The sequence below is a fragment of the Peribacillus sp. NPDC097895 genome (assembly GCF_050277555.1).
Classification (GTDB): domain Bacteria; phylum Bacillota; class Bacilli; order Bacillales; family DSM-1321; genus Peribacillus.
In genome coordinates, this window is record NZ_JBNNSH010000002.1 from 97831 (window position 1) to 113353 (window position 15523).

18 protein-coding genes are annotated in these 15523 nt (G+C 39.3%); all 18 read right to left on the reverse strand.

The window, feature by feature from the left end; genetic code table 11:
* Nucleotides 1-3 precede the first annotated feature (3 nt).
* The 18 genes from fliY to codY all read right to left on the reverse strand — a co-directional run bounded on the left by fliY (nt 4) and on the right by codY (nt 15441).
* On the reverse strand, nt 4-1212 hold the full coding sequence (gene fliY / locus ACQKMH_RS11730) for a flagellar motor switch phosphatase FliY (RefSeq protein ID WP_427587658.1): 1209 nt from the start codon (nt 1210-1212) through the stop codon (nt 4-6).
* Entirely contained in the window at nt 1202-2200 is a 999-nt protein-coding gene (gene fliM, locus ACQKMH_RS11735; protein WP_427587659.1) for a flagellar motor switch protein FliM, read from the reverse strand. The genes fliY and fliM overlap by 11 nt, the downstream gene beginning before the upstream one ends.
* A gap of 53 nt (nt 2201-2253) precedes the next feature.
* Entirely contained in the window at nt 2254-2682 is a 429-nt protein-coding gene (gene fliL / locus ACQKMH_RS11740) for a flagellar basal body-associated protein FliL (RefSeq protein WP_427587660.1), read from the reverse strand.
* Entirely contained in the window at nt 2679-2894 is a 216-nt protein-coding gene (locus tag ACQKMH_RS11745; protein ID WP_230158272.1) for a flagellar FlbD family protein, read from the reverse strand. Before ACQKMH_RS11745 ends, fliL begins: the two co-directional genes overlap by 4 nt.
* A gap of 49 nt (nt 2895-2943) precedes the next feature.
* Entirely contained in the window at nt 2944-4209 is a 1266-nt protein-coding gene (locus ACQKMH_RS11750) for a flagellar hook protein FlgE (protein WP_427587661.1), read from the reverse strand.
* 75 nt (nt 4210-4284) lie between these two features.
* Nucleotides 4285-4362: a hypothetical protein gene (locus ACQKMH_RS11755; RefSeq protein ID WP_427588486.1), complete on the reverse strand. Its 78-nt coding sequence runs from the start codon at nt 4360-4362 to the stop codon at nt 4285-4287.
* A 138-nt stretch (nt 4363-4500) separates the two neighbouring features.
* On the reverse strand, nt 4501-5136 hold the full coding sequence (gene flgD, locus ACQKMH_RS11760) for a flagellar hook assembly protein FlgD (RefSeq protein ID WP_427587663.1): 636 nt from the start codon (nt 5134-5136) through the stop codon (nt 4501-4503).
* 8 nt (nt 5137-5144) lie between these two features.
* Entirely contained in the window at nt 5145-6464 is a 1320-nt protein-coding gene (locus tag ACQKMH_RS11765; RefSeq protein WP_427587664.1) for a flagellar hook-length control protein FliK, read from the reverse strand.
* Between the two features lie 16 nt (nt 6465-6480).
* Nucleotides 6481-7110 carry a MotE family protein gene (locus ACQKMH_RS11770; RefSeq protein ID WP_427587665.1) on the reverse strand — a complete coding sequence of 210 codons (630 nt, stop codon included), beginning with the start codon at nt 7108-7110 and terminating at the stop codon, nt 6481-6483.
* A gap of 4 nt (nt 7111-7114) precedes the next feature.
* Nucleotides 7115-7561 carry a flagellar export protein FliJ gene (gene fliJ, locus ACQKMH_RS11775; RefSeq protein WP_427587666.1) on the reverse strand — a complete coding sequence of 149 codons (447 nt, stop codon included), beginning with the start codon at nt 7559-7561 and terminating at the stop codon, nt 7115-7117.
* Between the two features lie 9 nt (nt 7562-7570).
* Entirely contained in the window at nt 7571-8890 is a 1320-nt protein-coding gene (fliI, locus tag ACQKMH_RS11780; protein WP_427587667.1) for a flagellar protein export ATPase FliI, read from the reverse strand.
* Nucleotides 8880-9650, reverse strand: coding sequence for a flagellar assembly protein FliH (fliH, locus tag ACQKMH_RS11785; RefSeq protein WP_427587668.1), 771 nt, complete (start codon nt 9648-9650; stop codon nt 8880-8882). The genes fliI and fliH overlap by 11 nt, the downstream gene beginning before the upstream one ends.
* A complete protein-coding gene (gene fliG, locus ACQKMH_RS11790) occupies nt 9643-10662 on the reverse strand; it encodes a flagellar motor switch protein FliG (protein WP_427587670.1) in 1020 nt (339 codons plus the stop codon). The genes fliH and fliG overlap by 8 nt, the downstream gene beginning before the upstream one ends.
* A 12-nt stretch (nt 10663-10674) precedes the next feature.
* Complete coding sequence (fliF, locus tag ACQKMH_RS11795; RefSeq protein ID WP_427587671.1) at nt 10675-12276, reverse strand: flagellar basal-body MS-ring/collar protein FliF; 1602 nt, start codon at nt 12274-12276, stop codon at nt 10675-10677.
* A gap of 90 nt (nt 12277-12366) precedes the next feature.
* Nucleotides 12367-12675, reverse strand: a complete 309-nt coding sequence (gene fliE / locus ACQKMH_RS11800) for a flagellar hook-basal body complex protein FliE (RefSeq protein ID WP_427587672.1) — start codon at nt 12673-12675, stop codon at nt 12367-12369.
* Nucleotides 12676-12698: 23 nt separating this feature from the next.
* Nucleotides 12699-13157: a flagellar basal body rod protein FlgC gene (flgC, locus tag ACQKMH_RS11805; RefSeq protein ID WP_427587673.1), complete on the reverse strand. Its 459-nt coding sequence runs from the start codon at nt 13155-13157 to the stop codon at nt 12699-12701.
* Entirely contained in the window at nt 13157-13552 is a 396-nt protein-coding gene (gene flgB / locus ACQKMH_RS11810) for a flagellar basal body rod protein FlgB (RefSeq protein WP_427587674.1), read from the reverse strand. Before flgB ends, flgC begins: the two co-directional genes overlap by 1 nt.
* A 1109-nt stretch (nt 13553-14661) precedes the next feature.
* Nucleotides 14662-15441, reverse strand: a complete 780-nt coding sequence (gene codY / locus ACQKMH_RS11815; RefSeq protein WP_427587676.1) for a GTP-sensing pleiotropic transcriptional regulator CodY — start codon at nt 15439-15441, stop codon at nt 14662-14664.
* Nucleotides 15442-15523 lie beyond the last annotated feature (82 nt).

Genomic DNA, 15523 nt, shown 5'->3' on the forward strand with positions numbered 1-15523 from the left:
AATTTATCTGATTTTATTTAATCTGTCGCTTTGGCTCATGATATCCGTAACACGGACCCCAAAGTTTTCATCAATCACTACTACTTCGCCTTTTGCTATCAAGCGACTGTTTACCAGGATATCCACTGGCTCGCCGGCTAACTTATCCAATTCGATGATCGAACCGGACGACAGCTCCAAAATATCCTTGACAGAACGCTTCGTTCTTCCAAGCTCCACTGTTACTTGCAATGGAATATCCATCAGCATGCTGAGATTTTTCGTTTCAGTCTCTTGAAGCTGATAGGGCTGGAAACTAGTGAAACTGGCAGGCTGAACATTTACCGGCTGACCTGTTGGTACGGATGAACCTCCAAAATGTTGCGGCACATTCGGTATTTGGTTCGTAGGTTGGGTTTGATAACCTTGTCCATTGAACTCATTTGCCGTTTGGTTCGTTCCAGCGTACTGAAATGGGTCAGGCTCCTGGGATGGATTGTTCATAACTGGATCACTTAATACTTTTTCCGTTTTCATTTCGGTTGGTTCGCTTGTTCCATTTAAAAGTTCAGAAACTAGTCCTTTAGCGAATTCTAAAGGCAGCATTTGCATGATGCTGGAATCAATTAATTTACCGACACGCAAACGGAAAGAGATTTTTGCAAATAAATCTTCGTCTGGTATCGCATTTTCTCCTTCACCATTTAAAAAGTTAAGTAAATCTATGCTCGGCGGAGAAATATCAACTTTTTTACTAAAAATTGTCGACATGGATGTCGCTGCCGAACCCATCATTTGGTTCATGGCTTCCTGGACCGCACTCAGTTGAATTTCCCCCAGCATGTCTGAAGGATTCAATCCATCACCTCCAAGCATCAAATCGGCTATGATAGCAGCATCGCTTTGCTTGATGACCAACATATTAATACCTGAGAATCCTTCTGTATATTGAACTTGAATCGCTACATACGGATGAGGGAATTCTTCCGAGATCTGGCCCTTTTCAATGACGGTGACCGTCGGGGTAGTTATATCCACTTTCTGATTCAATAAAGTGGATAAGGCAGTTGCCGAACTTCCGAAAGAGATATTACCAATTTCACCGAGAGCATCGAGTTCCATCATTGATAAATAATCGCCCATCGAAAGAGTGCTCACCTCATCTTCTATATCACTTGTACCTTTTAAAAGGGCATCAATTTCGTCTTGTGAAAGCATTTCATCACTTACCATCTTCGTCTCCCCCTTTCAAAATATCAAGAATCTGAATGGCGTGTTTTTTACCTACTTTACCTGGCTGCGCACTATATTTTGGGATTCCTCCAATTTTTATCGTCAATGGTTCATCGATTGCCTTATTTAAATCGATGACATCACCAACATCAAGCAGTAAAAAATCCTGGATCGAGATATCTGTAGTACCAAGTTCAGAAATAATCGGAAGGTCTGCGTTTCGGATACGCTTTTCCAAAATCATGATTTCCTCTGGGATTTTATCCTTTTGGGAATTTTCCATCCAATAATGAGCAGATAACTTCGGTATGATAGGTTCTAAAACGACGTGAGGAATGCAAATATTAATCATCCCGCTCGTTTCACCGATTTGGGTATTCAAGGAAATGACAACAACAGTATCGTTGGGTGAAACCAGTTGGAGGAATTGTGGATTCACTTCGAACTCTGTCATTACAGGTTCGATTTCAACAATCGTTCCCCATGCCTCCTGTAAATTTTCAAAAGCCTTCTCGAATAAATTCGACATGATTTTCGTTTCTATTTCCGTTAAACTATCTACCTTATTAACGCTTATGCCCCGCCCTCCCAAAACTCGATCCATCATGGAATAGGCAATATTCGGGTTAACCTCAAGGATGATACGCCCATCCAATGGCGGCACTTCAAACACATTCAGAATGGTCATTTTCGGAATTGAACGAATAAACTCTTCGTATGGGATTTGATCTGCCGAAGCAACGGAAATTTGAACATATGTCCTAAGCTGAGCCGAAAAATAAGTGGTCAGCAACCTTGCAAAGTTTTCGTGTATCCTAGTCAAACTCCGGATTTGATCCTTTGAAAAGCGAAGTGCCCTTTTAAAGTCATACACTTTCACTCTTTTTTCTACTTCTTCTTTCTTTAAATCATCTGCATCCATTTCACCTGTGGAAATGGCCGATAACAAAGCATCGATTTCACTTTGCGATAATATTTCCCCGGACATTAACACTCACCTCCAAAGCTTCCCCTGCTTATTTAATTGAAGCAAGGATGTTCTTATTGAAGAATCGAGGAGGTTATATAAACCTTTTCAACTTTTCCTTCTTCCATTAATTCATTCATTCTAGTCTTTAATGCATCTTGTAGTTTTTCCTTGCCTTTTTTACCCGTTAACTCTTCCGCTTTCATTTCGGATAGTTCCGTAATAATGATATTTTTCATCTGAAAGCTTCTTTTTTCCAACTCTTCTTTAGCTTTCTTATTTTCTGTTTGGACCATAAATGAGATTTTAATATAATCATTGCCGGCCAGATTCGTTGTAATCTCGGGAATTTCAACGGATGATTTGACAATTTCGTCAATGCTCGGTTTACCTTCGGCAGATGTGGGGTCAGATAACTTTGTCACAACCACGACCGCTATGACACCAACCAGTGTTATAGCCACAAGCATAATCATCATAATTGTCAATAATTTCTTTTTCATGTTCTTTCCTCCACATCATTGCGAAATCCCAGAATATTCACGGTACGATAAAATTGTATAATAGCTTCAACCATTTCCTCTTCCTTCTCAAGCACCACGATTTTCTTGCCATTTGTAAAAGTAATGGTCGTATCAGGCAATGATTCGACTGTATCTATGTACAATGCATTGATATGAAAGCATTTTCCATTGAGTCTTGTGACTTTGATAATGATATTTGGGAGCCAGAGCAAAAAGCAACTGGCTCCTCCCTCCCTTAACTTATCGTTTTAAGTTAACTAATTCTTGTAAGATTTCATCCGATGTCGTGATAATCCGGGAATTCGACTGAAAACCACGTTGCGCAACGATCATTTCGGTAAACTCTTCAGATAAATCCACATTGGACATTTCCAATGAACCTGATGCAATCACCCCGCGACCCTCACCTGCGATATTGATGTTTGCAGTCCCTGAATTGATTGATTCCTGAAAAGTATTACCACCTGTTTTCGTCAAGCCGGATGAATTTGAAAACTTGGCAACGGCCAGTTGGCCTAATGTTGTGATGAGCCCGTTGGAATACACTCCATTTATTTCTCCCGATGAACCAATATTAAAACTCTCCAATTTCCCTTCCTTATTGCCATTTGGATTGACCAGAGCAGTCGTAGACCCTTTAACTTGGGTGAGTTTTGAGAAATCAAAATCCAATTTAACCTTTTGAATGCTTTCATCAACTGCTGTATTCGTGTCGTCCTCTTTGCCGCTTGTAATGCTAAGGGTTTGATTTGCCTTATTTTTATCCGCAGCCACTATCTGACCATTTGCATCGAAACTCACTGAAGTGAACGGTTTTGGTTTAGTTGCAGAAGCATCTCCCAAAGCAGCAGGTTCTTCATCAAAAAGCTCCCATTTATTATCACCTGTTTTTTGGAAGTAGATAGTTGCCGTTTGTTCTTTCCCCTTATCGTCAACGACTTTTATTTGCTGGCTGAATACAGAACCATCAATGGCATCAGCAGCAAGGTTTTCACTAACTGATATTTTAGTAGTTGATACAGCAGGTAAAATCGCATTGACATTAACAGCAACGTCACCGATCGTTTTTGATCGTTTTCCGTTTTCATCAACCTTGTACGCTTGTACTTTCAAACCATTCGAATTGACGAGTGTACCATTATCATCCAGATAAAAGTTTCCTGCTCGTGTATAGGAAAGTGCATCGCCTTGCTTGACGACGAAATAACCATCCCCGGATATTCCTAAGTCAAGATCGCGACCGGTAGTTTGCAAGCTTGATTGCGAATGGATGGTATCGATTGTAGCAATCGTCGAACCCAATCCAATTTGTTTAGAGTTAGTTCCACCTTTATTGGCTGTTGCTGCACTTGCACCAGATACGGTTTGGTTCATCGCATCGCTGAATGTCACCCGGCTTTTTTTGAAACCGTAAGTATTGACATTGGCGACGTTATTACCGATAACATCCAATTTTGTTTGTAAGTTTTTTAATCCGCTTATTCCCGAATACATCGAACGAAGCATGTAAAAGCTCCCCTTTCATATATCGACTGCTCCTGTCCTTCCACAGTCATGGCTTCCTATACTAGGTCCAGCCTATTAATCCACTATCATGGTTCCATTAATGTTGGTGAAGAATTGAGACGATGCTTCATCCCTGTCCATGACTGATGACATTGTTTTTCTTGCTTTCAATCTACCGCATTTTTAGTTGAAACCCTTGTTGAATCAACTATCTTTGCCGCAAGGGCAAGCTTGTTTAAGACATCATCTGAGCGGAATTCGCTTGAAAACCAAGTGTCATATTCCGCCCCCTTAAGCTCCAGCGATTTTAGTCAACTGATCTGATGATAGCTTGGTGTTGCTTTCATCATCCACTTCAATTTGCAGTTTGCCATTATTCATGGAAACAGAGATAACGACTGCAGATGACTCCCCATTTTTTTCATCCTTCCAAGAAACACGCTTGCCTATTAGCTCACTAGCCTCCGTTAAGCTATTGGATGCGGTACTTCGCTGCTCCATTGCCGAAATGTTCGCTGGCTCAAGTTTTGTGCCATCTTCCAAGATGAAATAAACACTATCACCCTTATATTGAATGGATTTCACGACGCCTGTCCCTTCTTCTATCGCAAGATCATCATCACCTTCATTTAATTTATGCCAAGTGACTTCCTTACCGACAAAAGAGTTATAGTTCATTAAACTATTTTGTTGATTGTTCCCGATTATTTTTTCAAGTTGGGCTCCCATATTCATCATCTGTTCCAGAGAAGAAAAAGTGGCCATTTGAGCGATGAATTCTGTATTGTCCATAGGGCTTGACGGATCTTGGTTTTGAAGCTGGGTAAGCAATAATTTCAAGAAATCATCTTTCCCCAATGAATCCCCAGTATTTCTATTACCATTTTGATAGTTTGATAATAAGAGTGATGTATCGATGGTCGTCATTTTTTCACCTACACTTCCAGATTTAACAAAGCTTCAGCAAGGGAGCCTGTAAATTCACTTTCCGTCTCATCATGGCTTTCTTCCTTACTCTCATGTTGATTAGTTTGTTCTTCCTCATCTTTGTGGCTGAATTTCTCAGAGTTAAAAGCATTGAACGCTTGTGAAATTTCAATTTTTTCGATTTGAATGTTTTGACCGCTAAAGGCATGTTTTAAGGCGTGAATCTGTTTTTCCATCATATCTTTTGCCTGTGCTGTAGTAGCCATAATCTTAGCTGACAACATACCATCCTTTTGAATCAACTCGATCCTAAGTGACCCTAGATGTTCTGGATTCAATCTGATCAACAGTTTATTTACACCGTTAATTCCGCTGAAATTCGCCTTACTTAGAATATTTTCAAATTGTTTAATAAACTCTTCTTGGCTGACATTTTTCTCCCCTATGGATGGTGCCGTCAAGACGAATTGTTCCAGCTTTGTCATGTGAAAAGGCATACCAGAACCCTGAAAGTTATCACTATCCGCTGTTTTCAAAGTGACAACGTTTGAGATACTTCCAGCTTTACTTACCTTGTCACTTCCAGATATTTGTGAGAAGGCGCTTTTCAATGTTTCGATTGGTTTATTCTGCCCTTTTTCCAAAGTGCCGGAATGATCAGGTTCTGAATTTGTTTTTTGCTGATTGGACAGCCATTTTTCCAGATTTCCCGTTATCCCTTCAAGCAGATTTTTCATTTGTTTCTGGATGGCTGCTTCATCTTGGTTCAAATCCTGATTCTCCGAGAGAAGATCTTGAACTTTTACCAGCTTCAAAAGGTTCACCACACCAGCAGTTGGAAGTTGCTTCCACTCTCCCTCACTTAACACAGACACTTTTTTTAGAATCGTATACAGTTCCATGACATTGGCTGATAACAAACTTTGTGAACTTAGGCTCAAGTCATCTTGATCTTGTTCCAAATCCATTTCCTCTATGCTCTCAAAGAATTCTGTTAGAGCCTCTTCATCATTGCCGGTTATTTTTTTTAGTACCTGTAAAAGGTTGCTAACTTCTTCTTGGTTATTTACTGAAGTATCTTCAACACCACTCTCTTCGTCTGGATCACTTAACGTATCAAGTTTCAAAAATCCAAGCAAATCCCCTAAAGCAGACAATCTCGCTTCAGTGACGTCAAGGGGTTCTGTATTCGATTGAATGGATGGTTCTGCCCCTACGACAGATTGAAGGACTGAACCAAACCCGGAATTGGTTTGCTGGTTAGGCTTTATTGATGCCTTTTGACTTACTGATGCCAAGGGGAGTAAAGAATTAATGGCTGAATTCATATAATATTCACATCCTTCATCTTTCCTCTTGAGAACTTTGTTCCGTCAGTTTCTTCGTTAACCTTGCAGCATCTGCCGTTGTCATTTGCTCCAATACCTTCGCTAAAGTGGATGCCTTCATACTTGAGAGAATCTCCATTGCGTCATCATCATTCATTTCTGTAAGGATAGGTGCAGACTTCTTAGGAGCCATGGTTTCATAAGTACGGATTATTTCTTTAAACGCCTGTTTACTACCATTCTGACTATTCTTAAGTTGATTCATGTCTGTTTGAAGCTGCTGTTTTTCTAATTCTGCCTTTTCTATGGCCTTGTCACGTGTATCTATGATGCTCTCCAGCTTGTCTATCTCTTTTTCCTTGTTTTCAATCTCCGTTTCCAATTTTTCCAGCTTCAATGAAACTTTCTCATCACTTTTGGCTGGGCTTCCTTTTTCTTCGCCCTTTTCATTCGATTCAATGAAGGGGATTTTTGCTGATATCTCTTTCGCCTTCTCCCCTATATTGACCCCTGCAACCGTGAAAACGATCAGCGCTACCGCTACAGCAAAAATTAAAGGAATGAAGATAACAAGAAACCATTGAAACTTACTTATCTTGCTTTCTTCCAATTCTTCCAATCCATTAGATTCACTTTTTTTACGCATTCCATCACCTAACGCCTTTGCTTAAGAATTGTCGGATTGATATTTCATCCATTTGTTTATTCTCAGCTTCCTTTATGACATCAAGGAATTTAAGAAAATCATTTTCTTTCATTTTCTCGTACTTTTTAACCTCAATATTTCTTTCCATTACTACATCCCTTTGAACATTCATCTTGTATCGCGCTTCAATGACTTCCTGTTGACAATGACTTAATAGTTTTTCCAGGTTGTCCATAAATAGCTGATGATGTCGAATTTCCTGGACGGATAATCCATTTCGCAACTTTTCCTGCTGAAATTCAAGCAACTCTTCTTTTTTCTTTAAGAGCTTATATAATTTCTCTGCCACTTCTTCAAACCTTTTTACAGCAGCATTATATTTAGCCAGTGCATCGCTTTTTTCTTTTTCTTTGATGGTCAGGATCTTCTCGAATTTATATTGATAAATCATAACTAATAACTAATCACCTTTCTCCATCAATTCGACAAGGGCATTAATACTATCATTTTTGGGAGCTTTCTCATGCGTTCCTTGCTTTAAAAATGAAATGATTTCCGGATAACGCGTAATGGAGTTATCAATTTGCTTTGAAGATCCCCTTTTATAAGCGCCTATATTTATTAAATCTTCCGACTCCATATAGGTTGATAAACTCGCTCTCAATTTTTCCGCAGATTTTTTATGCTTGTCCTCAACTATATGATTCATGACACGGCTTATACTCTTTAATACATTGAGAGCTGGAAACTGTCCTTTATTTGCTAGATTCCGGTCTAGTATGAAGTGACCATCCAATATTCCCCTCACTGCATCAGCGATGGGCTCATTCATATCATCTCCGTCGACAAGAACCGTATAAAAAGCTGTAATGGTACCAAGTTGATTTGTTCCCGTTCTTTCCAGTAACCTTGGCAGGATGGCGAATACGGATGGCGTATATCCTTTAGTCGTCGGGGGTTCTCCGATAGCAAGCCCAATTTCCCTCTGGGCCATCGCAACCCTTGTGACCGAGTCCATCATCAGCATTACGTTCAATCCCTTATCACGAAAATATTCGGCGATGGCAGTTGCCGTTAAAGCACCTTTTATCCGCATAAGTGCTGGCTGATCAGACGTCGCTACAACAACGATTGATCGTGCTAGCCCTTCTGGTCCAAGATCCCTCTCAATGAATTCCCGAACTTCACGGCCACGTTCTCCAACTAGGCCGATAACGTTTAAGTCCGCCGTCGTATTCCTTGCCACCATACCAAGCAACGTACTTTTCCCCACACCGCTCCCTGCAAAGATGCCAACACGCTGACCCTTTCCAACTGTCAATAAACTATCAATCACCCGTACTCCTACATCTATCGTTTCATTAATGGGTGGTCGTTTCATCGGATTTGGCGGATCTTGATCCACCGGAACGGTAGCGAGACCTTTCGGAAGCAACGAATCATCAATAGGATGACCCATGGGATCGACTACCTTGCCAATCAACCCACTGCCCACCTTTATCTCAAGGCTTCGTCCGCTTCCTTCAACGATACACCCCTGTGCAATATCACTGACTGCGGTAAATGGCATTAAAATAACAATTTCATCCCGAAAACCGACAACTTCGGCCAATATTCGATTTTTCTTTTTTTGTATACCAGTATAGATATAACAAATGTCTCCTACAGAGCTTTCAGGGCCTTGAGATTCTATCATTAAACCTACCACACGTTTTACCCGTCCATAATTTTTGAATGGATCGACTTCATCAATCAATGGCAAGAGGTCACTAGCTTTCATCTTTATCCCCTTCCAGCAGTTCAGTAAGTTTCACTTTTATTTCATGTAGCTGACTATCGACACTGGCATCTATCTTTCCAGCTTCGGATTCAATAATACAGCTGTCTTCTTCAAGTTCATCGTCTGGAAAGATATACAACTCTGTATCTTTTGGAAAGATGGAAATTAACTCTTCCTTATGGGAAAGAATCGATTGATATTGAACCGGATGAATGTGCACTTGCACTTCCCTGTGATCCCTTACCTCTTTGATGGCTTTTTTGACGATGGATAAAAAAGATTCTTCATCTTTATCAAGCTGTTGCCCGATTATTTTTTCCGCCACTTTAACAGCAAGATTCAAAATAACGATTTCAGATGATTCGATATGCTGCCGATAGTCTTTTTTAGCAGACTCTACCACTTCTTTTGCAAAAGCGATATCTCCTACAATTTCGTTATAGCCCTTTTGGATGCCATCTTCCACACCTTGCTGATACCCTTCTTTTTGAGCTTGTTCGATATATAAAACCTTTTCTTGATTTTCCCAATTTTCTCGGTCTTGCTGGATTTCTGCAGCAATCGCTTGGGCTTTTTGTTTAGCATCGAGTAATAAAACATCAGCTTCCTGTTTAGCATCGTTCAGGATTTCATCAGATTGAAAATGGTGAAGGGTTTTCCCCTCATCCGCATTTTGAATAAAGTCAAAATGCCGAACTTTTATAGCTATCTTTTTACTTTTCTCATGTTGTGCATGTTGGGATTTTATAATCCTAGACAATGATGTCATCCCCTCCACCGCGGGCAATCACTATTTCCCCAGTTTCTTCCAGACGACGGATAACAGCGACAATTCTTGATTGGGCTTCTTCTACATCACGCAAACGTACAGGCCCCATATATTCCATTTCTTCCTGGAACGTTTCAACCATACGTTTCGACATGTTTTGGAAAACGATTTCCTTCACTTCATCACTTGCCACTTTAAGGGAAAGTTTGAGATCCTCGTTTTCAGATTCCCTGACTACACGCTGAATCGCTCTGCCATCAAGGGTCACAATATCCTCAAACACAAACATCCGTTTCTTGATTTCCTCAGCAAGCTCCGGATCTTGGATTTCGAGTGCATCCAAAATCGTTCGTTCCGTCGAACGGTCTACGCCATTCAATACATCTACAACCGCTTCTACTCCACCAGTCTGTGTATAATCTTGTGTCACAGTCGCAGAAAGTTTCCTTTCTAGTATTTGCTCCACTTCATTGATGATTTCCGGAGACGTACTATCCATTAAAGCAATCCTTCTTGCAATATCCGCCTGCACCTCTTGCGGAAGTTCAGACAATATTTGTCCAGCCTGAGCAGGATCCAGATAGGACAAGATTAATGCAATCGTCTGCGGATGTTCGTTCTGGATGAAATTCAAGATCTGTCCTGGATCTGCCTTTCGTGCAAAGTCGAATGGGCGAACCTGTAAGGAAGATGTTAAACGGTTTATGATGGCCGTCGCCTGATCGGACCCTAATGCCTTTTCAAGGACTTGCTTAGCGTATCCTATCCCCCCCTGCGAGATATAATCCTGAGCTAAAGCAATATTATGGAATTCTTCTAGGATTTCTTCTTTATCATGCGAGTCCACTTTTCTAACTCCTGAAATTTCAAGGGTCAATCTCTCAATTTCCTCTTCAGAAAGATGCTTATATACGGATGCAGAAACATCCGGGCCTAAAGAAATAAGGAGGATGGCAGCTTTCTGTTTGCCAGTCAACCCGGCCTTTTTTTTTCTGTCTGTCACTTGCACAACCTCCTAGTCTTCTGCTATCCAGCTTCTTAATAATTTTGCAAATTCATCTGGTTTTTCTTTTGCCAATTTTTCTAGTTGTTTTCTTTTTATAGATGCTTCTGTTTCCTTCTCTTTGTTTAAATCCGGAACTTCGAATATGACTTCTTCTTCTTCTTCAATCACGTACTCCTCTTCCATTTCAGATTGCTTTTTGGATCGTAAGAATAAGAACAAGAGAATGATGATGATTAGTAAAAGCACCCCACCGACAATGTATACCCAAATTGGTAATGATGAACGAGCATCATCTTTTGGCAACGTCATTTTTCCGTTAAACGGTTGAACCGAAATCGCTATTTTATTAGTAAGCTCTTCGTCCGTAAGTTCTTCCCCTTCGGCTTTTTTTTCGATTGTCGTGCGTATTATCGTACCAAGGATTTGTGTAATATCATCTACACTCTGTTGAGATAATGAATTTGGATCATCTGCGGTAGGCGGTTCAACCATGACCTGTATACCCAAATCTTTAACTTTATATGGACTTTCCACTATTTCCTTCTTGATTCGGTTCACTTCGCTATTTATTGTTTCATCCACTTTTTCATAATCACCGGATCCGGTCGTGCCTTCAACGTAATTAGATCCCAATGAATCAGAAGAGTCCTCGCTTTGCGGAATGCCTCCTGCACCAGCTGCATCCCCACTATACGTTTCATTGATCCTTTGCGCAGAAATCTCAATTCCAGCCATATTTTCTTTATCAACGGGTTCAACTAAATTCTCTTCCCGGTTCTCTTGAGTGAAATCGATGTCTGTCGTGACAGAAACAACCACCTTATCTCTGCCCATAATCGTTCCAAGCATATTTTGTACTTGTCTTTGAATATCGCGTTCTACTTCTTTTTTAATTTCATTTTGAGTAGCAAATGCGGACGCAAAAGAAGAATTTTCATTTTCTAGATCAAAATACTCAAAGTCTTGGTTCATAATGACGATATTATCTGTAGGCAAGTTCGGAACACTTTTTGAGACAAGATGATAAAGCGAATTGATTTGACTTTCTTCAAATTTATAACCAGGTTTCGTTGTCAATACAATGGATGCTGATGCTTCCTCAGCTGCATCACTAACAAAAACTCCTTTATCAGGAAGAGTGATCATCACGCTGGCATCTTCTACTCCATCAATCTTTTTTATTAAACTGGCAAGTTCCGTTTGCATGGAGTCCAATTTAATGACATTGAATTCATTTTCAGTCATTCCGATACCAGCACTTTGACTAAAAAAAGAATAATCAATATTACCCGATTCAGGGATGCCTTCAGCTGCCAGTTCCACTTTAAGTGTATCCACACTCTCTTCAGGAACCTTTATCGTCGTACCATTTTCAGAAATTTCATTCTTAATACCTTGACTGTCTAAATTCTCCTTAATACTCCCCGTCTCCGATGGAGTTAAATTGGAATATAAGGGCACCAGCGCCGTACGCGTGGTTAAAATAGAAACAGCCGTAATGATGATGATCATCAATGCAGCTGAAGCAATCATCATGATTTTTTGTTTTTTACTACGGCTCGTCCAGTAAGCAGTTATTTTGTTTTTCACATTCATTAGTACATCATTCATTTAAATCCCCCGGTCAGTCTATGAATTTATGAGTGGGGGATTCATTTTCCCCCTGGTCATTTCTATTTATTGAGGTTTTAAAAATGAATGCTAAATACTCATTCTCATCATTTCTTGGTAGGCTTCTACCACCTTATTCCGAACCTCTAATGTGGCCTGCATGGTAACACTGGCTTTTTGTGAAGCTATCATCACCGAATGCAGCTCAACATCATCCCCATTCACAAGCTTGGTTGTCAGATCATCAGATGCCACCTGTGTTTCATTAACTTTATTCAATGACTCTTTTAATACGGACGCAAAATTTTGCTGTGCTTCGTATGGTGTAAATGTGTTACTCTGATTTTTTTTCAGCACATTACCTGCATTGTTCACTGCCGAAAGAGAAATTCCCTCCATATCAACACTCACCTTTCACATTTTTATTTGCCGATTTCCAATGCTTTCATCATCATTCCCTTTGATGCATTTAAAACTGTCACATTGGCTTCGTATGATCGAGTGACACTCATTAAATCGACCATTTCCCTAAGTGGGTCGACATTTGGCATTTCAACATATCCATCTTCATTGGCATCTGGGTGTTCTGGATTATAATCCAATTCAAAAGGTGTTTTGTCTTTTACTATTCCCAACACCTTCACTCCATTCCCTATACCGCTCGTTTTTCCGGATGCTGCGTTTAAGAAGCTTGAAAAACCCTCTTCCTTACTTTGCAGCACGACTGCTTTTCTAGTGTATGGCTTCCAAGATTCCGTTTTGGCATCATATTCAGCCCTCGTTGTGTCAGCATTGGCCATATTTGCAGAGATAACATCCATTCTTAACCTTTGACTCGTCAGGCTAGATCCGGTCATATTCATACTTTGGAAGATTCCCATCACTTACCTCCTCTAATTACATTCTCCAATGATTGAAACTTACCTGAAAGCCTGTCAGAAACTGCATTAAAATAAATTTGATTGGCAGCAAGATCCGTCATTTCCTTATCAACATCCACACTGTTTCCGTTGTTGTTATATTGAACATTTTTCTTCGTCACGATGTGGGGGGAATGGCTTTCCTCTGATTTGAAGTTAAAGTGTCTTTCATCGGTACGATATGACTCTATGGAAGATGTCAGCTCCGCTTTAAAAGATTGTGTTTTGTCGACTTCTTTCGCCTTATAGTTAGGCGTATCTGAATTTGCTATGTTCTGTGAAATGACTCTTTGTTTTGTAGTCGAATAATTAAGTCCATTTTCTAGTGATTGAAAAGTATTTGAAAATAACTCCATATCGATCACCTCTTTCTATAATTAACAGATGGTTCCTCCAGAAATAAATTAATCCAGACCATTTATTCTTTAATTTTAATGAAACATAATGACTATGTCTATAAACTACACATGGACTTTAGACCTATTATAGTCGAAAAATGTCATTAATTGATTAATTTTGACGTTTTTTTTAGTATTATTCAATGATTAAAATTACGTTATATTACATTTTAATAGGATATTCTACATTTTAACCATATTTTACTTCTATTAGCTTATTTATCATACCGAAAAACGTATCCATATACCTGATACTTTAGAACTAAATTCCGAATTTTATTTTAAGTGATTTTTTCCATTTAATCAGTTTCAGCCTTTTCATATAAAGGTTATAAAAAATATAAGCGGTAAAAACTGATTTTCTTTTTTTGAAAAAAACGAGAAATTTTCGAGATATTAATCCATTCGACAATTTCAGCAAATTTTTCCTAACAATAAGATTTTCATAAACATGATCCATTATCAATAGAAGCATCGAAAAATTTACACAAAAAATATAAAGTTCCAAAAGTTATCACTTTGCATCATTTCAATAGTTATAATAGTATAATTACCCTTACTTTATTTTCCTCCCCGATATTAAAACCACACTTATTTTCATATTTCCATATCAGACCATAATGAATTGCCTGTTTTCTTTTTCCACGTTTTTACAAATCACTCAGCTTGCTAGTCATAGTTGGCTTAAAAAACAAAAAAGGCAGCCCTTTTTCAAGGACTGCCTCAGAGAGTAGAAATTCGAATGTTGATTGGAACGTAGGGAATTCGCTTTCCGCGGGTGGTCTTTGCGCCTGTGAGGAGTCTCGCACCTTCCGTTCCATCAACTTTGTTTAACCTTTAGATAGAACTCCTTTTGCCTACAGTCTTCTTTGTTTTACAAATGGAAGTATTAAAACTTGAGGTGATAAGGATGCTTTCTTTTCACACGTGTGAACGCCAGTGCTCCCGAGGGCCAAAAATGGCCTAAGTAATGACCTCGGAACGTTCACTATTCTATAACTGCTTCCAATCCAATAAAAAAAACAAAAAGGTTTCGGAATAAGACCAATCCGAAACCTTTTTGTTTGTTAATTATTTTTAAGCTTCTCTAATTCAAGTAGGAATTTATCATTCAATACTTTGATATAAGTACCTTTCATACCAAGAGAGCGTGACTCAATGACTCCTGCACTCTCTAGTTTCCTAAGTGCATTAACGATTACGGAACGAGTGATGCCTACACGGTCCGCTATTTTTGATGCAACTAGTAGACCTTCATTACCTTTAAGCTCTTCAAAGATATGCTCAATGGCTTCCAATTCGCTGTATGATAACGAGGAAATTGCCATTTGAACAACAGCTTTACTACGCGCTTCTTCTTCAATCTCTTCTGATTTTTCACGAAGGATCTCCATACCGACTACAGTAGCACCATACTCAGCTAAAATTAAATCGTCATCATGAAATTTTTCTTGTAATCGAGCAAGGACCAATGTTCCTAAACGTTCTCCTCCACCCATAATCGGTACGATCGTAGTCAATCCCGATGCGAAAAGTTCTTTGTTTTCGACTGGGAAAGCCGTGTATTCACTTTCGATATCAAGATTGGAAGAAGTTTCAGGAATATTAAATAAGTTTTTCGTGTACACTTCAGGGAATTGTTTATCCTCCAACATTTTGTACATACGTTCATTTTCGATTTGCTGACTTACAGCTATACCCAATAATTTCCCTCGGCGGCTGACAACAAATACATTCGCTTCGATAACTTCACTTAAGCTTTCAGCCATTTCTTTGAAATTGACTGCTTTACCTGCTGCTTTTTGAAGCATTGCATTGATTTTTCTTGTTTTTGCTAATAAGTTCATTTGATTTGTTCCTCCTAAAAATACCGTGGTTCACATAACTATGAAGTTGTATTTCCGTAATTTTATGTTCATTGCATTGTCA